Here is an 18,234-nt window from a genome sequence, read left to right as displayed (position 1 = left end):
TAAGAGCCCGCATCCACCGAAGTGGAGAACACGGATTCGATGAATTTTTTCTGACAGTCCACGACCACACGGGCCTCAGCGACTGCCGACCCGCACTGTGTCGCCTTCGCGCCTCACCACGAAGCGTGGGTCGCGTTCAAGGAAGGCCTGCAGCGCACCGATGCGATGCGCATCAAGGCTGCCGGACAACCGTGCCGATGCTGCGCCTTCGTCCAGCACGCGCACCTGCACCTGGTTGTGCCGGTTGAAGGCAGCTGCCACCTCATCGAGCCGCTCATCGAGGAAGGAGACTTTGCGCTGCTGCCAGTCCAGCAGCATCGACAGCGGCATGTCCACTGACTCGACGGCACGGCTTCGCGCGTCGACCTGCACCACCCGGCCCTGCTCCAGCTGGGCCAGGCGGCGGGCACCCGCGCCCTGGCTCCAGACCTCGACCTCGCCGGAGACCACGCCGATGCGGGTGCTCTGCAGCCGTCGCGATACATCGAATACAGTGCCGATATCCCGGATCTCCAGGCCGTTCACTTCCACCTTGAACGGACGGCGGTCGCGGGCGATGTCGAACGTGGCCTCCCCCTGCAGCAGCTCCACCCTTCGACTGAACCAGCTCATGCGTACCCGCAGTCGGCTGTCCGCGTTGAGCCGCACCTGGGTCTGGTCGGGCAGCACCAGGTCGCGGAGTTCACCATGCCCGGCACTGTAGAGCTGCTGGGTGGGCATCATCTGCGAAACCAGGCCCACGCCGAGCAGGGCAACACAGGCCGCGGTAGAGACCGTCCACCAGCGCACGCGACCGCGACGCAGCGCGGCGCGGGGCGGCGCGTGCGCACGACCGAACAGCGGCACCACCTTGGCGGCGACCTGCTGCGGTGGCACCAGCGCCGCATCAGCCAACGGCGATTGCAGCGCCTCGCCCACCTGCCGGTGCAACGCGAGCGCGCGCATGTAGGCGCGAACATGCTCGGGCGAGCGCTTCATCCAGTCGAGGAACGCGACACGCCCGGCCTTGTCCAGCCCCCCCTCGCGATTGCACAGGAACCAGTGCGCCGCCTCACGTTCGATCGCGTCGTCAGGCCTGCGTGATGGATACCGATTCATGTGAGCTCCCTGGCGCCCAGCGCCTTCCTGCAGGCCTCCAGCCCCTTGCCGATATGCTTGCGCACCATGTGCACCGACACCTGCAGCTGCTGGCTGATTCCCGGGCAGTCCAGCCCGTCGCGGTAATGCAGCTCCATCACCCGGCGCGTGGTCGCCGGCAAGCGCGCGATGGTGCTGCGGATATCGTTCCAGCGCTGCGCACGCTCGAATTCGCCCTCGATGTCTTCTTCGCTTTTCAGCACTTCGGCCAGCAGATCGACGTCCTCCAGCGGCGGTAGCGACGACCGCGCTCGTGCATGTTCGCGCGCCAGGTTGGCCGCCACGGTGAACAGGTAGGCTTCCGGGTTCTCGACCGCGTCGGCATCCTCGCCGGTGCTGCGCAGCAGCCGCAGGTAGACCTCCTGCGCCAGGTCTTCGGCATCCTCGCTGGCCGAACCGCGACGCAGGAAGAAGCCACGCAGCAGCCGGCGCCGCAGTTCGTAGCTCTTCTCCCAGATCCTCACGCTGTTCACGGCCGGCCAACCACCCCGAGGCTGGAAAGCCCAGCAGGGTGACGGCCATTGATGACAGGGGCGTTGCAGCAGACGAACGCACCAGGCATTCCCCGCCCGGCACGTCGGCGCACGATACGGCGCGCTGCTCCAACTCTTGCTTGCCAGAAACCGAAGCCGGGCCCGCCTATCGAAGGCGCGAGGACGGGCCTACGCTTGTCTCCTCGGTGGCTGCCACGTCCGCCCTTCGCGTCACGGCATTGCCGTGGCGACCCCGCTCCAGTGCTGTGCGCCCTGATGGTGTTGTCGCCTAGGCAGACGTCCGAGCGGCGCCCTCCGGAGACAGTCATGAACCAATTTCTGATCCCCTTCGATACCGACCCGCTGGAAACGCGGGAGTGGCGTGAATCGCTGCAGGCGGTGATGCAGGCCGGTGGCCGGCCACGCGCGCACTACCTGATCGATCAGCTGAGCGGGCTGGACGCCCCGCAGCACGGCGACCTGCATACCTGCGCATGGACGGCCTACGTCAATACCATCCCGCCCGAACGCCAGCCGGCCTATCCGGGCGACCTGGCCGTCGAGCGCCGCCTGAACGCGATGATCCGCTGGAACGTGATGGTCATGGTGCTGCGTGCTGGATGCAGGACGCCATGGGCAGGTATGGCATCGACACCGGCAAGCGCGACCCGGCCCCGGTGTAAGGCGGCGGTGTTCACCACGCCCGTTGTGCGGGCGTGGTGAACGCAGGATCGCTACGGCATGCGTTTGAACAGGTTGGTCTGCAGGATCGGCGTCCCGTCGTGAGCGTAGAACGCCTTGGTCTCGGTCATCGTCGCCTGGTCATCGGCCACGGTGTAGATACGGGTGGAGGCCGGCGTACCGTGGTCCACCAGCTGCATCACCAGGGTGTTCGGCGCCGGCAGCTTCAGGTTGGCCTTGTCCGCGCCATAGGTGCCGGACAAAGGGCCCGGCGTACCGTCCAGCGCCAGCGTGCCGTCGGACTTCATGGTATTGCCATCATGCAGGACGATATCCACGTGCGAGCTCCAGCGGCCGCCACCGGCATCCTTGAACTCCAGCACCACCCGCTTCGGACGCTGCGTCTCGGGTAGTGCCGAGGTCGCGGTGTCCAGCGACCAGCGCCCCAGCAGCGGCGACGGGGACGCTTCCACCGCCAGCGCCAATCCGGCCGGCAGCGAACACGCACACAACAACACAGCGGACAACAGCTTCATACGTTGCTCCGTTCCAGTGAAGAAGGTGCTGCGTGACGCGTTGTGGGGCGCAGCGCTTCGGATCGTGCACAGCATCGGGACCCCGCACAAGGCAGGGCGCTGAACGCGCGGCAACCTCGTTCGCGCCTCCCGCGATTCAGGTCTGGCGGCAAGGCCTCATCACGTCCTTGTCGATACAGATCGTTACGTTATAACATTTCACGCCTATTTCACGAGTCCTGCTATGCGTCGCCACCTGCTTGCTGCCGCCATCCTGCTCGCTGTCCACACCGCCCACGCTGCGGACGCGCCTACCCTTCCCACCCTCCAGGTCCAGGCCTCCCCGCCCTCGCGCGTCGACAGCCGGGTCACCGTCGACAATCCACAGGCGCAGAACCGTACCCTCGGAAGCCTGCTCGAACATGTCTCCGGCGTGCAGAGCAGCGCCTTCGGGCCGAACGCGGGCGCCCCGGTCATCCGCAGCCTCAGCGGCAACCGCGTGCAGATCCTGCAGGATGGCCAGTCCATTCTCGGCATGAACGCGATCAGCGGCGACATCAACATTCCGTTCGATCCACTGTTCGTGCGCAGCGTCATCGTCAACAAGTCCTCCGATACCGTGCGCTATGGCGGCAATGCGATCGGCGGCAGCGTGGAGATCGATTCGGGCCTCATCCCGCGCAGCCTGGAAGACACGGAGCAGTCGATGGAGCTGGTCCTGCGCAAGGGCTTCAATGCAGCCGACGCGCAGGGCTTCCGCATGAACTTCAACAACCAGCGCAACCTCTCGACCAACCTGCAGGTCTCGCGCCAGCGCATCTCGCACTACGACATCCCGGGCAACAGCAAGGCCGACGTCTGCAACACCCGCCTGTTCCCGCCGACCGGCGGCGTCAACTCGGCGCTGGCCGACAGCTGCCAGAAAGAGGCGCGCGTCCAGCAGATCTACAACAAGGCCTCGCAGCCCTACATCGACCAGTTCATGAGCGAGAATCCGGACTGGGCCGATGGTGACTTCTCGTTCTACACCAACCATCCGACCTCGGTCTGGCAGCACCGCACCTACATCAATCCGGCCAACCCGGCCTACGTGCCCGGCACGCCGTCGTACGTGCAGAAGCAGATCAACAACGATGTCACGCCCGACTACCATCACCGGCTGGGCAACAGCTACGCACGCAACTCGCAGGTGGCCTTCGGCTCGACGCTGTTCTTCGACCGTGGCTACGTGGGTGTCAGCATCGATGCCAAGGACAGCGAATACGGCGTGCCGGGATTCTCGATGCAGAACCTGTCGTTCGGTTCGAACTATGCTGATGGCCTGCCGGTGGGCGTGGTGATCAAGCAGGAACGCTACGCGCTGGACGCCCTGCTGCGCGATCCGCTGCCGTGGTTCGAGCGCGCGGAGCTGCGAGTTTCCAGGCTGGACAACACGTCGGGCGAGCGCCTCGGTGCATCCAAGGCCAATGACTACGACTTCGAAAGCTCCCAGGCCGAGCTGCTTCTGAGCCATCAGCGCGTCGGTCCGCTCAGCGGCCTGCTCGGCTTCAGCCACCAGTCGCGCCAGGTCACCGGCAGCGGTTCACTGCGCTACCTGCCCGACGTCGACACCCGCAGCAACGCGGTGTTCCTGAAGGAGACGCTGGACTTCGGCTGGGCCAGTTTCGATGCAGGCGTGCGCCACGAGCGCGTTGACCATGACCTGCAACCAAGCCGCTTCAAGACAGCGCGCAATGCCGCCAACACGAAATTGCAGGACCGCGACTACCGGCTCAACAGCTACACCCTAGGATCGTATGTCGAGCTAGGCCCCTTGTTCGCCGCCAAGGTGCGCTACGCATCCTCGCAGCGCGCACCGGAGATCAACGAGCTGTATGCCAGCAACGCACACTATTCGGTGATGACCCAGGAAGAAGGCAACCAGAACCTCAAGCCTGAGCGCGCGAAGAACCTGGAGCTGACCGGCCTGTTCCACATCGGCGGTTTCGAGCTGTCGGCCACCGCTTACCGGATGAAGTACGAGAACTATCTCTACCTCGGCCATTCCGGCCTGCAGACCGCCAACCGTCTGCCGCTCAAGTACTGGAAGCAGACCGACACCACGGTGAAGGGTTTCGAGATCGACGCATCTCAGGTGCTGGACTTGGGCCGGTATGGCACGTTGAACATCTCTGCCTTCGCCGATCTGGTGAAGAACAAGGCCGACCACCCCGATCCGCTGCGCGCCCACAACGATGGCGAGTACCTCCCGAACATGCCGACCAACCGCTACGGTGCCAACCTGCAATGGCAGCGCGAAGGTTGGAAGGCGCAGCTGTCGAGCACCTACTACGACACGCAGAAGTACCTCGGCCGCAACGTCAGCGGGGAAATCCCGCTGGACGCGTTCAACCTGGTTGATCTGCAGGTCAGCCGCGAACTGCCGGTGCGCAGCAGCTACATCGCCGGCATGGAAGTGTTCGTCAACGGCAGCAACCTGCTCAATGAGGAAGCGCGTCCACACAACTCGCCGCTGAAGTACATCGCGCCGCTGCCGGGGCGGGGCTTCCAGGTGGGTGTGACGCTAAAGCTCTGAGGAGAGCCTGATTCGGTCGCCATCAGCGATCTATGATCGCTGGATGGCACGCCGGGACCCTGCATCCGCGCAAAGAAAAACGCCTGCAGATCGAGGATCTGCAGGCGCTTCTTTGTATCTGGCGGAGTGAGAGGGATTCGAACCCTCGATAGAGCTTTTGACCCTATACTCCCTTAGCAGGGGAGCCCCTTCGGCCACTCGGGCATCACTCCGGGGTTTTCTCCGCGTCTGGTGCGTCGCACCTCAGCGGGGCGTGAATCATAACGTTAATCGAGTGCGAAGGTAAAGCGTTATTCGGCAGAATTTTCGCTACCGGTGCCACCGGCTTCATCACCACGCTGGATGCGCTGATAGATCTCTTCGCGATGCACAGCGACGTCCTTCGGCGCGGTGATGCCGATACGCACCTGGTTACCCTTGACGCCAAGCACGGTGACGCTCACCGAGTCTCCGATCATCAGGGTTTCGCCGACGCGGCGAGTCAGGATCAACATTTTTGTAAGTCTCCATGGAACCGTGTGGAAGGGTATCCCCCACCGGCTTGACGCTCCGTCAAGAAGCGCTACCACGACAAAGGGAAAAGATTCGCAATGGTACCGTCAGCCGTCCCGCTCCTACAAGGAGGGGGACGGCCAGGTTCATCACAGGCGGGGGCTGACCCATTCGACGACTGCAGCCAGCGCAGTGGCAAGGGCGGGCCCGTCCTCGCCACCACCCTGGGCGAGGTCCGGGCGTCCGCCGCCCTTGCCCCCGATCTGACCGGCGATATGGGACAACAGTTCCCCGGCCTTGACCTTGCCCATTGCGCTGCCGTTCACGCCTGCGACCAGGGCCGCCTTGCCGTCCTGGGCGCCGGCCAGCACGATCACCGCGTCGCCCAGCTGCTGCTTGAGGCGATCCATGGCGTCACGCAGGGCCTTGGCGTCGAAGCCCTCCAGGCGGGCAGCCAGCACCTTCACGCCAGCGACCTCGACGGCCTGGCCGGACAGGTCGGCCGTGGCACCCGCAGCAACCTTGGCCTTCACGGCCTCCAGTTCGCGCTCCAGCTGCTTCTGGCGCTGGCCGAGGGCACGGATCTTCTCGACCACGTCGGCGGCGCTGCCGCCGAGCAGCTCAGCGGCCTCGGCCAGGCGGGCCTCTTCGGCGTCCACGTAGTCCAGCGCGCCCTGGCCGGTGACGGCCTCAATGCGGCGCACGCCCGCGGAGACGCCGCCCTCGGAGGTGATCTTGAACAGGCCGATGTCGCCGGTACGGTTGACGTGGGTACCACCGCACAGCTCGGTGGAGTAGTCACCCATCTTCAGCACGCGCACGTGCTCGCCGTACTTCTCGCCGAACAGGGCCATCGCGCCGAAGTCCAGCGCTTCCTGCATGCCCATGGTGTGCACTTCGGCGGCGTTGTTGGCGCGCACCTGCTGGTTGACCTTGCGCTCGATCACCGCCAGTTCGTCGGCACTGATCGGCTGGAAGTGCGAGAAGTCGAAACGCAGGCGGTCCGGGGCGACCAGCGAGCCCTTCTGCTGCACGTGGGTGCCCAGCACTTCGCGCAGGGCGGCGTGCAGAAGGTGGGTGGCCGAATGGTTGAGGATGGTGGCGCCGCGGCGCTCGCCATCAACCTGGCCGGAGAGCACGTCGCCGACCTTCAGGCCGCCGCCGGACAGGGTGCCGACATGGCCATGGAACTGGCCGGCGAACTTCTGGGTGTCTTCCACCACCAGGCGCACGCCGTTGCCGGTCAGCACGCCGGTGTCGCCGACCTGGCCGCCGGACTCTGCGTAGAACGGGGTCTGGTTGGTGATGACGATGACTGCGTCACCCGCATCGGCCGACTGCACCGGACGACCGTCCTTGAGCAGGGCCAGCACGCCCAGGCCGTCGGCCTGCAGGCGGTCGTAGCCCACGAACTGGGTCGGGCTGAGGGTCGCCACCAGCTCGGCTGGCAGGGTCACGCCGCCACCGAACTTGCCGGCCGCGCGCGCGGTCTCGCGCTGCTGCTCCATCGCGGCATCGAAGCCGGCGATGTCGACGGTCAGGTCGCGCTCGCGGGCGATGTCCTGGGTCAGGTCGAGCGGGAAGCCATAGGTGTCATACAGGCGGAAGGCGTCAACGCCCGGGATCACGCCATTGCTGGCCTTGCCGGCCACGTCTTCGAAGATCTTCATGCCGGCATCGAGGGTTTCGGCGAAACGCTCTTCCTCGGCCTGCAGCGCACGGGTGACCGTGTCCACCGCCGCCGGCAGTTCCGGATAGGCCTCGCCCATCTGCTCGACCAGCGTCGGCACCAGCTTGCTGAAGAACGGCTGGCGCACGCCCAGCATCCAGCCGTGGCGCAGGGCGCGGCGGATGATACGGCGCAGCACGTAACCCCGGCCTTCGTTGGACGGCAGCACGCCGTCGACGATCAGGAACGAGCAGGCGCGGATGTGGTCGGCAATCACGCGCAGCGACTTGTTCTCCAGGTCGGCGGTGCCGGTCAGCTCGGAGGCCTTGCGGATCAGCGCCTGGAACAGGTCGATCTCGTAGTTGGTGTGCACGTGCTGCAGGATCGCAGCCAGGCGCTCCAGGCCCATGCCGGTATCCACGCACGGCGCCGGCAGCGGCACCAGGGTGCCGTCGGGCTGGCGGTCGAACTGCATGAACACCAGGTTCCAGATTTCGATGAAGCGGTCGCCGTCTTCATCCGGCGAACCCGGGGGGCCGCCTGCGATATGGTCGCCGTGGTCGTAGAAGATCTCGGTGCACGGACCACACGGACCGGTGTCGGCCATCTGCCAGAAGTTGTCCGAAGCGAACGGCGCACCCTTGTTATCGCCGATGCGCACGATGCGCTCTTCCGGCACGCCGACCATGTCGCGCCACAGCTCGTAGGCTTCGTCATCGGTCTGGTAGACGGTAACCAGCAGGCGTTCGGCCGGCAGCTTCCAGACCTGGGTCAGCAGTTCCCAGGCCCAGGCGATCGCGTCCTTCTTGAAGTAGTCGCCGAACGACCAGTTGCCCAGCATTTCGAAGAAGGTGTGGTGGCGTGCGGTGTAGCCGACCTGGTCGAGATCGTTGTGCTTGCCGCCCGCGCGCAGGCAGCGCTGCACGTCGGCCGCGCGCACGTAGCTACGCTTCTCCGCGCCGAGGAACACGTCCTTGAACTGCACCATGCCGGAGTTGGTGAACAGCAGGGTCGGATCATTGCCCGGCACCAGCGGCGCCGAGGGCACGATGGTGTGGCCTTTGCCCTTGAAGAATTCAAGGAAGTCGCTGCGGATCTGGGATGTCGTGAATTTGGCGGATGCGTTCATTGGGGGCTGGCAGTCTGCGGGCCGGCGGACCCTGACCACCGGCCGTGTTGGCCAGAGTCGCGAGGGACCGCCGAAAACCTAAAGGGTATCAGGCCCGGCGCCGCCAGTCTCAGTCATCCGGGTCGTAGCGGGTCGCACGGCGGATGCTGTCGCCGTCGAAGCCCCGTCGGGCCAGCAGATCGGCGGCCTTGCGCCGCTGCGTCAGGTCCTGCGGACCGGCCTCGCCAAAGCGTCGGCGGACCAGATCACGGGCGTTCTCCTGCCAGTCGCCTTCGTAGCTGTCCATCGCTGCAGCAATCGCGGCACTGTCCAGGCCGTGGGTCCCCAGCTCGGCGCGGACATGGATCGGCCCATAACCGGTGTTGGCGCGCATCCTCACCAGGTTCTCGGCAAAACGGGTGTCATCCTGCCAGCCCGCCTCGGTCAGCTTGGCGACAGCGGCCTGCGCGGCTTCGTCTTCGATGCCACGGGCGGTCAGCTTGCGGGTGAGTTCCTTGCGCGAGTGCTCGCGGCGGACCAGCAGGCCCAGCGCCCGTTGGACGGGAGTCTGCTCACGCTGCCGGCGCTTGCGGCCGGTGGGAATGTCTTCGGCGTCGGACATCGGTGCTCCAAGGGTGGCGCCGTCCTTGGCGCCCTGCCCATCCCTGGGCGATTCGAACCTGCGGGACAGGGCGACGTCACTGACGGCGCCGCCCTGCCCCACAGCAAGCCTTACTCGTCGTCGCCTTCGTCGTCGCCTTCCTCGCGGGCCGCTTCGGCCGGCTGGAATTTCTCACGCAGCTCGGCCTCGAGCTTGGCGGCGACGGTCGGGTTGTCGCGCAGGTAGCCGCGGGCATTGTCCTTGCCCTGGCCAATGCGCTCTTCACCGTAGCTGTACCAGGCGCCGGCCTTCTCGACCAGCTTGGCATCCACGCCCATGTCGATCAGCTCGCCCTCGCGGCTGATGCCTTCGCCGTACAGGATCTCGGTGATCACCTGCTTGAACGGAGGCGCCAGCTTGTTCTTGACGACCTTGATCTTGGTCTGGTTGCCGATGATCTCATCGCCCTTCTTGATCGCACCGATACGGCGGATGTCCAGGCGGACCGAGGCATAGAACTTCAGCGCGTTGCCACCGGTGGTGGTTTCCGGGCTCTGGCCCGGCATCATCACGCCGATCTTCATGCGCAGCTGGTTGATGAAGATCACCAGGGTGTTGGAACGCTTGATGTTGCCGGTCAGCTTACGCAGCGCCTGGCTCATCAGGCGGGCCTGCAGACCCGGCAGCTGGTCACCCATTTCGCCTTCGATTTCGGCCTTCGGGGTCAGCGCGGCGACCGAGTCGACCACCAGGATGTCGACCGAGCCCGAACGGACCAGCATGTCGGCGATTTCCAGCGCCTGCTCACCGGTATCCGGCTGCGACAGCAGCAGGTCGTCCACGTTCACGCCCAGCTTCGCGGCGTAGATCGGGTCAAGCGCGTGCTCGGCATCGATGAAGGCCGCGGTACCGCCCATCTTCTGGCATTCGGCGATGGCCTGAAGGGTCAGGGTGGTCTTGCCCGAGGATTCCGGCCCGTAGATCTCAACGACACGGCCCTTCGGCAGACCGCCAATGCCCAGTGCGATGTCGAGCATCAGCGAACCGGTCGGGATGGCTTCGACGGGCTCGACCACGCGGTCGCCCATGCGCATCACCGAGCCCTTGCCGAACTGCTTCTCGATCTGGCCCAGAGCAGCAGCCAAGGCCCGCTTCTTGTTCTCGTCCATCGTATTGGTCCTTGCAGAGGTCATGTCGTTGGGGGTGCTGTCTTTGGGGGTCTTCTTTGCCATGGGTTCACTTTAAGTCGGACGTATCGCACAGGCTGAGATTCTGCCCGGCGCTCTGAAAAGAATTATCGGACATCCGTACCAACCTCAGTGGAACCAGAGAATCGCCACAAAAGACCGCGGGGTAATGCACTATGGAGCGGGTCAACGATTGGGCCGAAGCAGGCCGCAATAGAGGCCTTCGATCGCAAAATCCTGGTCCGGCAGCACCTCGATCGGCTTGTAATCGGGATTGCGCGGCAGCAGGCGGATGCGGTCCTTGGCGATCTTCAGCAGCTTGACGGTGATCTCGTCATCGATGCGGGCCACCACGATCTGCCCGGAACGGGCGTCGCGGGTGCGGTGTACGCCGATCAGGTCGCCGTCGAAGATGCCCTCGTCGATCATTGAGTCGCCCTGCACTTTCAGCAGGTAGTCCGGCGCTGGCGAGAAGAACACCCGGTCCAGCACCACGAAATCGTCGGAGCCGATGTCGGCACCGATCGGCAGGCCGGCAGCGACCCGGCCCAGCACCGGCAAGCGCAGCACGCTGTCCGGAAGGCCCGGCTCGGCGAGCTTTTCGACCGGCGGTGCCTGCACCAGGCGGATGCCGCGAGCCTGGCCCGGGATGCGACGGATCGCACCGGCCTGCTCCAGGGCTTCCAGGTGGTACTGGGCCGCGCGCACGCCCTTGAAGCCGAACGCACGTGCGATTTCAGTCTGCGACGGCGGTGCGCCTTCGCTCTCGATACGCTCGGCGATCAACTGCAGGATCGCCTGCTGGGTGTCGGTCAGGTCCATGGTTAGTAGTATTACTACTAATGCGCACAACTGCAAGTGCCGGGTCTGTAGTGCCGCGCCATGCTCGGCAGTTGGGCCAATGGCCGGGCGGCAAAGGCAAAAAGCAGCCGACCAGCGATTGGCCCTACCGGAATCGCGCAGCGATTCCGCGGTTCCAGTGGGGAACCGCTGCGGCAAGCACACTATGTGTGCTTGCCGCTCCTCCATATCGAGTACAGGATCCACACGCCACAGAAGCCGGCGCCGATGAACCCGCACACCCCCAGCGCCAGCAGCCAGCGACTGGAGACCCCGCCAACGCTGTGCATCACGATCGAGGACCCGATGATCAGTGCGGCGGTGACGATACCCATCACCAGCCGGTTCGCTGCCCGATTCACCTGTTCGCCGAAGCCCTGCAGCGCGGTGGTTTCCACCTTCAGCTGGAGGCGGCCGCGGCGTGCGGCCTGGACCAGCTTGCGCAGGTCGCGCGGCAATTCCCCGGCGAAGTCGACCAGGCCCAGCAGGCTGCGTCGGCCACGCTTGAGCAGCGCCCTGGGCGCATAGCGCTGCAGCACCACCCGTTCAAGGAACGGGCGCGCGGCACTGGCCATGTCGAAATCCGGGTCCAGCTGGCGGCCCATGCCTTCCAGGGTCAGGAAGGCCTTGATCATCAGCGCCAGATCGGCCGGCAGGGTCAGGCTGTAGCTGCGCAGCAGCTGGGTGATATCGCCCAGCATCAGGCCGATGCGCAGGTCCTTCAGCGGCACGCCGCGATACTGGTCGACGAACTGGCTGATGTCGTGCTGCAGGCGGTTCTCGTCAACTTCCACGCCGCCGGCCCAGTCCAGCAGCACATCGGCCACGCCCTGCGGATCCTGCTCGACCAGCCCGTGCAGCAGCTGCGCGACCTGGAAGCGGCGCACTTCGGACAACGCGCCGACCATGCCGAAGTCAATCACGCCGATGCGGCCGTCACGCAGGTAGAGGATGTTGCCGGGGTGCGGGTCGGCGTGGAAGCAGCCGTCCTCCAGCACCATCTTGAGCACGATGCCGGCACCGCGCCGAGCCAGTTCGCGCCGGTCCAGGCCCGCCGCATCGACGCCGGCCAGGTCACGGCCGGGAATGCCATTGACGAAGTCCTGGACGTTCAGGCTTTCGCAGGTCCACTGCCAGTGCACCCCGGGGATCAGGATGTCGTCACGGCCGTGGAAGTTGCGCGCGATGCGCTCGGCGTTGCGGCATTCGGCGGCGAAATCCAGCTCGCGTCGCAGCGACACGGTGAACTGCTGCACGACCTCGGCCGGACGATAGCGGCGCAGGTCCGGCAGCCGCGCCTCGACGATTTCGGCCAGGCGCGCCAGCAACCGCAGGTCGGCTTCAACCACGTCACGGATGCCGGGGCGGCGCACCTTCAGTACTACTTCGCGGCCGTCGTGCAGCCGTGCACGATGGGCCTGCGCCAGCGATGCGGCGGCCATCGGGATTTCATCGAGGAAGGCGAACACGTCTGCAGGCGAGGCACCCAGGTCGGCCTCCAGCTGCTCGCGGATATCGGCATACGGCAGCGCGGGTACCGCGTTCTGCAGCTCGGACAGTTCAGCGATCCATTCCGGCGGCAGCAGGTCGACGCGCGTCGCCAGCACCTGCCCGAGCTTGACGAAGGTCGGGCCGAGATCCTGCATCGCGCTGCGTACGCGCACCGGCGCGGTCATCCGCAGCAGTTCCTGGCGATCCTCGTTCCAGTGCAACAGGCGCCCTGCGCGCTCCAGCGTGGTGGCCAGGCCGATGCGCCGCACCACGTCACCGAAGCCATAGCGGATCAGGACGACCGCAATTTCCTGCAGTCGGCCCAGGTCACGGACCGTGCCCAGCGTTTCCCACATCATGCGTGCTCCGGACGATTACCGGAGCAGCATGTCACAGCTGGGCGTCGATGCCGCGCAATGCCGCCGCTACGGTTTGCCGGCGGATGGCTTCGCGGTCGCCCTCGAACTGGAACAGCTCGGCGCGGGCGTAGCCGCCGCGCCGCTTCCAGCCGATCCAGACGCTGCCGACCGGCTTGCCAGGGCTGCCACCGCCCGGTCCGGCAATGCCGGTCACCGCCACCGCGATGCCGGCACCGGAATTGACCAGCGCACCCGACACCATCTCCAGCACGGTTTCGCGGCTGACCGCACCGTACTGCTCCAGGGTCTGCGCCCTCACGCCCAACAGCCGCTGCTTGGCTTCGTAGCTGTAGACCACCATGCCGCAGTCGAAGAATGCCGACGAACCTGCGATGTCGGTCATGCACTTTGCAATCCAGCCACCACTGCAGCTTTCAGCGGTCACCAGCTGCAGCGAGGCCTGCTCCAGGCGCTGCCCAAGCGCGGCGGACTGGCTATTGAGTTCAGCGTCGGTGGGGATGGACATCGGCATGACGGTGGGGTGAAGAACCTGCACGTTGTACCGCAGATGACAGCCAGATGTCGCGCCCATCCGGGATGGTTGCGCTGCCGGCCGGCGGCCGGCACTACCGGGCATCGGCCGCTACCTCACCACTCCGGCGGTTTTTCCGGCAGCAGCGCGCGGATCGGGGCGCCATCGACACTGCCGGCCAGCTTCTCGGCTTCGGCAATCGGCAAGTCGACATGCAGCAGCCAGCCTTCCTCATCAGCCTGCTCACTGCGGATCACTTCCAGCTGGTGCAGGCGCGCGCGCAGGCGGCCGGCATCCGGCGGCAGGCGCAGTTCGCCGGAGACATGCTGCAGGCCCAGGCGCTTGCCCAGCACCGCCTGCAGCAGCTCCAGCCCCCGCCCGTCACGCGCGGAAATCCAGACCCGCTCACGACGCGACTCATCCGGGATACCGTCCTGGCCATCGTGGCGCACGTCGGCGCCGTCGATGCGGTCGATCTTGTTGAACACCAGCAATTGCGGCAGGTCACCGGCACCGACTGCGGTCAGCACCTCGTCGACCTGGGCGATGCGCTCCTCGCGGTGCGGATCGGCAGCGTCGACCACATGCAGCAGGAAGTCGGCCTCGCGCGCCTCGGACAGGGTCGAGCGGAACGCCGCGACCAGATCATGCGGCAGATCGCGGACGAAGCCGACGGTATCGGCCAGCACCACGTTGCCCCCCGGCACCGCGATGCGGCGCACGGTCGGATCCAGCGTTGCGAACAGCTGGTCGGCGGCATAGGCCTCAGCGCCGGTCATGGCGTTGAACAGAGTCGACTTGCCGGCGTTGGTGTAGCCCACCAGGGCCACGCGCGGCAGCTCGCTGCGCACACGCGCACGGCGCATCTGGGTGCGCTGCACTTCGACCTTTTCCAGGCGCTTCTGCAGCTGTTCCACCCGCTTCTGCAGCAGGCGGCGGTCGGTTTCCAGCTGGGTTTCACCCGGGCCGCGCAGGCCGATCGAACCGCCGCGCTGGCGCTCCAGATGGGTCCAGCCGCGCACCAGCCGCGTAGCCAGGTGGCGCAGCTGTGCCAGTTCGACCTGCAGCTTGCCTTCGTGGCTGTGCGCACGCTGGGCGAAGATGTCCAGGATCAGGCCGGTGCGGTCGATCACGCGGCGCTCGAGGAAACGTTCCAGGTTGCGTTCCTGGCCCGGGCTCAATGCATGATTGACCAGGATCAGGTCGGCCCCGCTGGCGTCGGCCGCAGCCTTGATCTCGTCCAGCTTGCCGCTGCCGATCAGGGTCGACGGATTCGGACGGTCCAGGCGCGCAGTGATCGTCGCGGCGATGCTGGCCCCGGCCGAGCGGGCCAGATCACCGAATTCTTCGAGCACATCGTCTTCCAGCTTGCCGAAATGGGGCTGGATCAACAGGGCGTGTTCACCCTTTTTCGAGCGGTCAAACATTCACCGCTCCGGTATTACTCGTCTGCTTCATCACCTGCCTGACCGCCTTCACCCGACTGCACGTAACCACCGCCCGGACCGACCTTCACGTTGCGTGCCGGAACGACGGTGGAAATGGCGTGCTTGTAGACCATCTGACTGACCGTGTTGCGCAGCAGGACCACGAACTGGTCGAACGACTCGATCGTGCCCTGCAGCTTGATGCCGTTCACCAGGTACACCGAAACCGGCACGCGTTCGCGCCGCAGTGCGTTCAAGAAAGGATCCTGCAGCGATTGCCCCTTGGACATTGCACACTCCTGATTATTGTTCTTATTGGGTTGCCGACGGTTGCCGCGGCCCCCGAGCCGCCCGCCGACCGATGATGTTACACGGCTGGCGGGGATTCAGCGTTCGACGAAGGTCGACACCGCGCTGGCCAGGCGCTCCCCGTCAACATGGGGGTCGAACCAGCGCGCATCAAGCTCGCCGCGCAGCCAGGTCAGCTGGCGCTTGGCCAGTTGCCGGGTGGCGAAGATCGCCTTGTCACGGAAACGGGCGGCATCACCCTCCCCGTCCAGGTACTCCCAGGCCTGCCGATAGCCGACCGCACGCACTGCCGGCAGGTCCAGGGGCGCCGCCACGGCTGCCATTTCCGGCATCGCGCGCAATGCCCGCACCTCGTCGAGAAACCCCTGCCCCAGCATGGCGTCGAAGCGCGCCTCGATGCGCTGGTGCAGAACCGCACGGTCGCGTGGAGCGAGGATCAGCTTGAGGGTGCGCACCGGCAATGGCGCTACGCCCGGCCGGCGCTGCCATTCAGTAATGGGGATACCGGTCAGGCGATAGACCTCCAGCGCCCGCTGGATGCGTTGCGGATCGGTGGCATGGATGCGTGCGGCGGCGGCCGGGTCGACCTTGGCCAGCTCGGCGTGCAGTGCCGCCCAGCCACGCTCGGCCGCCTCGGCGCTGAGCGCTTCGCGTATTGCCGGGTCGGCCTCCGGCATCGGCGACAGGCCCTGCAGCAGCGCCCGGAAGTACAGGCCAGTGCCACCGGCCAGGATCGGCGTCCTGCCACGCGCCACGATGTCGGCCACGACCCGCCCGGCATCGGCGGCGAACTCGGCCGCCGAGTAGGTCTGCCAGGGGTCACGCAGGTCCAGCAGATGGTGCGGCGCCTGCGCGCGCTCCGTCGCATCGGGCTTGGCCGAACCGATGTCCAGGTGGCGGTATACCAGTGCCGAGTCGACGCTGACGATCTCACCGTCCAGCTGCCGCGCCAGGGCGATCGCCGTGGCGGTCTTGCCACTGGCCGTCGGCCCCATCACGGCGATCGCCAGCGGCCGCCGGTCGATGCCCATCAGTCTTCGTCCGGCCAGCGGATCGTCGGCGCAGCGTCGGCGCGCGGCGTCGGTACGGCTTCCACCGCCTGCCAGATCTTCAGCGCATCAACTGTGGCCGCCACGTCATGCACGCGTACGATGCGCGCGCCACGCTGGACTGCGATCAGGTGCGCGGCCACCGAGGCCGCTACCCGCTCGGACGGCGTATCGCGACCGGTCAGTTCGCCCAGGCTGCGCTTGCGCGACAGGCCGGCCAGCATCGGCACGCCCAGCTCCAGGAACCGCTCGGAGCGTGCCAGCAGGGTCATGTTGTGGGCAGTGGTCTTGCCGAAACCGAAACCGAGATCGATCAGCAGGTTCTTCTTCGCAATGCCCGCCATCTCGGCAGCGAACAGACGCTGCACCAGGAAGCCGTGCACCTCGGCGACCACGTCGTCGTAATGTGGATCGACCTGCATGTGGCCTGGCTCGCCCTGCATGTGCATCAGCACCACCGGCACGCCGGTTGCAGCGGCGGCGTCCAGCGCCCCTTCCTGACGCAGGCCGAAGATGTCGTTGATCATGCCAGCGCCAGCCGCCACGGCCGCGCGCATCACTTCCGGCTTGAAGGTGTCGATGCTGATCGGCACCCGGGTGCGTGCGGCCAGCTGCTCGATCACCGGAATCACCCGGCGCAGTTCCTCCTCCACCGATACCGGCGCAGCGCCCGGCCGGGTCGATTCGCCGCCGATATCGAGAAGGTCCGCGCCCTCCTCGACCAGCTTCAGGCCATGAGCGACTGCGGCCTCGGTGGTGTCGTGCGCGCCGCCATCGGAGAAGGAGTCCGGGGTGACGTTGACGATGCCCATGACCTGGGCACGGTCGAGGCGCAGGATGCGGCCGGCGCAGTCGAGCTGGGGCGAGGTATCGAACATGGGCAATCCTGCAGGGACAACGGTGGGTAGTTTAGTTCGGCAGGGCTGCGCCCTGCACCCGCAGAGGCAACGGCCACAGCAAAAGCCCAGGCCACAGCAGAAGCTGGTTTCCTGAGGGTAGGCGGGGTGGGTCCGGCTGCGGGAGACGCCGTGAACCCCGCTCCGCGGTCCGGCCCAGCCGCTGGCGGCTGTGCGTTCGGGCGCTTGCGAAGCAGTGCTTCGCAAGCAAAGCGCCCTCACCCATGGGGGCTTGGCCGCGGCATCCATGCCGCGGACACTCCCGCAACCGGACCCACCCCGCTTTCGACAGATTTCCGCGATCTGTTGGAACAAATACCGGGGTCAGATCCGTTTTCCGGAGGAAAACGGATCTGACCCCATATTGATTTCGATATCTGACAGAGATTCATCCACGCATGGCGTGGATCTACCGTGTCGACCAAGGTCGACAGCCACCAACAGCAGCAGGAATCTGTCAGAGGTGGGGTGGTGTCGGAGGGCAGGGTGTCAGCCGCATGGATGCGGCTGCCAAGCTTACAGGGACGTACTTGCAGCGCCCCCGCACTCCGACACCGCCCCGCCATCCTACGGAAAGCCCGCTGTTGCTGTTGCTGTTGAGGTTGACGGCCAGCGGCCGGCACTACCGCGGGTGCAGGGCGCAGCCCTGCCGACACCCCCTCAACGGCGGCGGCGCTTGCGGTCCACGTACAGGGTCTTGGCGATGCTCAGCACGATGCCAACGGCGATACCCACCACGCAGCCCAGCAGCAGATTGTCGGCTCCCAGGCCCACACCGACGCCGACCACGGTGGCGATCACCATCTCGGCGGTGTGGGAAATCGGTTCGGGCTTCGGGGCGGACATGCGGGCTCCAGCGTCAGTTCGGTTCTTCGGAATGGGCCGGTAGCCCG

Annotated in this window: 16 protein-coding genes, 1 tRNA gene and 1 pseudogene; 2 read left to right on the top strand and 16 right to left on the bottom strand. The window is 66.2% G+C overall.

The genetic code is table 11. The features are described from left to right. Positions 1–75: 75 nt before the first annotated feature. On the bottom strand, positions 76–1,098 hold the full coding sequence (locus ROV93_RS02785; RefSeq protein ID WP_072166671.1) for a FecR domain-containing protein: 1,023 nt from the start codon (positions 1,096–1,098) through the stop codon (positions 76–78). Further along, entirely contained in the window at positions 1,095–1,610 is a 516-nt protein-coding gene (locus ROV93_RS02780; protein ID WP_072166673.1) for a sigma-70 family RNA polymerase sigma factor, read from the bottom strand. The genes ROV93_RS02785 and ROV93_RS02780 overlap by 4 nt, the downstream gene beginning before the upstream one ends. A 327-nt stretch (positions 1,611–1,937) precedes the next feature. Here ROV93_RS02780 and aceE point away from each other — a divergent pair. Further along, positions 1,938–2,231 (top strand): annotated as a pseudogene (gene aceE, locus ROV93_RS02775) (pyruvate dehydrogenase (acetyl-transferring), homodimeric type); the annotation flags it as partial. A gap of 113 nt (positions 2,232–2,344) precedes the next feature. Here the strand turns inward: aceE and ROV93_RS02770 are convergent. Further along, a complete protein-coding gene (locus ROV93_RS02770; RefSeq protein WP_072166675.1) occupies positions 2,345–2,827 on the bottom strand; it encodes a LuxR family transcriptional regulator in 483 nt (160 codons plus the stop codon). Between the two features lie 223 nt (positions 2,828–3,050). Between ROV93_RS02770 and ROV93_RS02765 the strand changes: the two genes are divergently transcribed. Beyond that, positions 3,051–5,381 (top strand): TonB-dependent receptor, encoded by a 2,331-nt coding sequence (locus ROV93_RS02765; RefSeq protein ID WP_072166677.1) that lies wholly within the window; start codon positions 3,051–3,053, stop codon positions 5,379–5,381. A gap of 119 nt (positions 5,382–5,500) precedes the next feature. On the opposite strand, the gene ROV93_RS02760 is transcribed toward ROV93_RS02765, so the two are convergent. The 13 genes from ROV93_RS02760 to ROV93_RS02700 all read right to left on the bottom strand — a co-directional run bounded on the left by ROV93_RS02760 (position 5,501) and on the right by ROV93_RS02700 (position 18,187). Beyond that, a tRNA-Ser gene (locus ROV93_RS02760) sits at positions 5,501–5,593 on the bottom strand. Positions 5,594–5,671: 78 nt separating this feature from the next. Then, positions 5,672–5,875 (bottom strand): carbon storage regulator CsrA, encoded by a 204-nt coding sequence (csrA, locus tag ROV93_RS02755; RefSeq protein ID WP_004152909.1) that lies wholly within the window; start codon positions 5,873–5,875, stop codon positions 5,672–5,674. Between the two features lie 147 nt (positions 5,876–6,022). Beyond that, on the bottom strand, positions 6,023–8,671 hold the full coding sequence (gene alaS / locus ROV93_RS02750; protein ID WP_072166679.1) for an alanine--tRNA ligase: 2,649 nt from the start codon (positions 8,669–8,671) through the stop codon (positions 6,023–6,025). A gap of 109 nt (positions 8,672–8,780) precedes the next feature. Then, the gene (gene recX, locus ROV93_RS02745; RefSeq protein ID WP_061480154.1) at positions 8,781–9,272 is read right to left on the bottom strand and encodes a recombination regulator RecX; all 492 of its coding nucleotides are present in this window, start codon (positions 9,270–9,272) and stop codon (positions 8,781–8,783) included. A gap of 110 nt (positions 9,273–9,382) precedes the next feature. Beyond that, the gene (recA, locus tag ROV93_RS02740) at positions 9,383–10,420 is read right to left on the bottom strand and encodes a recombinase RecA (RefSeq protein WP_005416046.1); all 1,038 of its coding nucleotides are present in this window, start codon (positions 10,418–10,420) and stop codon (positions 9,383–9,385) included. Positions 10,421–10,624: 204 nt separating this feature from the next. Then, positions 10,625–11,260, bottom strand: a complete 636-nt coding sequence (lexA, locus tag ROV93_RS02735) for a transcriptional repressor LexA (protein ID WP_005416045.1) — start codon at positions 11,258–11,260, stop codon at positions 10,625–10,627. A gap of 182 nt (positions 11,261–11,442) precedes the next feature. Continuing rightward, a complete protein-coding gene (ubiB, locus tag ROV93_RS02730) occupies positions 11,443–13,125 on the bottom strand; it encodes a 2-polyprenylphenol 6-hydroxylase (protein ID WP_072166933.1) in 1,683 nt (560 codons plus the stop codon). A 34-nt stretch (positions 13,126–13,159) separates the two neighbouring features. Beyond that, positions 13,160–13,660 carry a nicotinamide-nucleotide amidohydrolase family protein gene (locus ROV93_RS02725; protein WP_176698757.1) on the bottom strand — a complete coding sequence of 167 codons (501 nt, stop codon included), beginning with the start codon at positions 13,658–13,660 and terminating at the stop codon, positions 13,160–13,162. A gap of 116 nt (positions 13,661–13,776) precedes the next feature. Further along, positions 13,777–15,087, bottom strand: a complete 1,311-nt coding sequence (hflX, locus tag ROV93_RS02720) for a ribosome rescue GTPase HflX (protein ID WP_072166683.1) — start codon at positions 15,085–15,087, stop codon at positions 13,777–13,779. A 14-nt stretch (positions 15,088–15,101) separates the two neighbouring features. Then, complete coding sequence (gene hfq / locus ROV93_RS02715; protein ID WP_004152891.1) at positions 15,102–15,377, bottom strand: RNA chaperone Hfq; 276 nt, start codon at positions 15,375–15,377, stop codon at positions 15,102–15,104. 96 nt (positions 15,378–15,473) lie between these two features. Continuing rightward, positions 15,474–16,427: a tRNA (adenosine(37)-N6)-dimethylallyltransferase MiaA gene (gene miaA, locus ROV93_RS02710; RefSeq protein ID WP_072166685.1), complete on the bottom strand. Its 954-nt coding sequence runs from the start codon at positions 16,425–16,427 to the stop codon at positions 15,474–15,476. Beyond that, positions 16,427–17,323 (bottom strand): dihydropteroate synthase, encoded by an 897-nt coding sequence (gene folP / locus ROV93_RS02705; RefSeq protein WP_072166686.1) that lies wholly within the window; start codon positions 17,321–17,323, stop codon positions 16,427–16,429. Before folP ends, miaA begins: the two co-directional genes overlap by 1 nt. Positions 17,324–18,001: 678 nt before the next feature. After that, positions 18,002–18,187, bottom strand: a complete 186-nt coding sequence (locus ROV93_RS02700) for a hypothetical protein (protein WP_049482998.1) — start codon at positions 18,185–18,187, stop codon at positions 18,002–18,004. Positions 18,188–18,234: the final 47 nt, after the last annotated feature.

The sequence above is a fragment of the Stenotrophomonas maltophilia group sp. msm4 genome (assembly GCF_032025605.1).
GTDB classification, from domain to species: Bacteria; Pseudomonadota; Gammaproteobacteria; order Xanthomonadales; family Xanthomonadaceae; genus Stenotrophomonas; species Stenotrophomonas sepilia.
The sequence above is the reverse complement of the archived record's forward strand: the minus strand, read 5'-3'. Positions and strand labels throughout refer to the sequence as shown.

What these genes read in the sequence shown, in the direction of transcription:
- ROV93_RS02785 (WP_072166671.1), bottom strand. Translation starts at nt 1,098, where the DNA reads ATGAATCGGTATCCATCACGCAGGCCTGACGACGCGATCGAACGTGAG.
- miaA (WP_072166685.1), bottom strand. Translation starts at nt 16,427, where the DNA reads ATGGGCATCGACCGGCGGCCGCTGGCGATCGCCGTGATGGGGCCGACG.
- csrA (WP_004152909.1), bottom strand. Translation starts at nt 5,875, where the DNA reads ATGTTGATCCTGACTCGCCGCGTCGGCGAAACCCTGATGATCGGAGAC.
- alaS (WP_072166679.1), bottom strand. Translation starts at nt 8,671, where the DNA reads ATGAACGCATCCGCCAAATTCACGACATCCCAGATCCGCAGCGACTTC.
- hflX (WP_072166683.1), bottom strand. Translation starts at nt 15,087, where the DNA reads ATGTTTGACCGCTCGAAAAAGGGTGAACACGCCCTGTTGATCCAGCCC.
- ROV93_RS02725 (WP_176698757.1), bottom strand. Translation starts at nt 13,660, where the DNA reads ATGCCGATGTCCATCCCCACCGACGCTGAACTCAATAGCCAGTCCGCC.
- hfq (WP_004152891.1), bottom strand. Translation starts at nt 15,377, where the DNA reads ATGTCCAAGGGGCAATCGCTGCAGGATCCTTTCTTGAACGCACTGCGG.
- ROV93_RS02700 (WP_049482998.1), bottom strand. Translation starts at nt 18,187, where the DNA reads ATGTCCGCCCCGAAGCCCGAACCGATTTCCCACACCGCCGAGATGGTG.
- recA (WP_005416046.1), bottom strand. Translation starts at nt 10,420, where the DNA reads ATGGACGAGAACAAGAAGCGGGCCTTGGCTGCTGCTCTGGGCCAGATC.
- folP (WP_072166686.1), bottom strand. Translation starts at nt 17,323, where the DNA reads ATGTTCGATACCTCGCCCCAGCTCGACTGCGCCGGCCGCATCCTGCGC.
- recX (WP_061480154.1), bottom strand. Translation starts at nt 9,272, where the DNA reads ATGTCCGACGCCGAAGACATTCCCACCGGCCGCAAGCGCCGGCAGCGT.
- ROV93_RS02765 (WP_072166677.1), top strand. Translation starts at nt 3,051, where the DNA reads ATGCGTCGCCACCTGCTTGCTGCCGCCATCCTGCTCGCTGTCCACACC.
- ubiB (WP_072166933.1), bottom strand. Translation starts at nt 13,125, where the DNA reads ATGTGGGAAACGCTGGGCACGGTCCGTGACCTGGGCCGACTGCAGGAA.
- lexA (WP_005416045.1), bottom strand. Translation starts at nt 11,260, where the DNA reads ATGGACCTGACCGACACCCAGCAGGCGATCCTGCAGTTGATCGCCGAG.
- ROV93_RS02770 (WP_072166675.1), bottom strand. Translation starts at nt 2,827, where the DNA reads ATGAAGCTGTTGTCCGCTGTGTTGTTGTGTGCGTGTTCGCTGCCGGCC.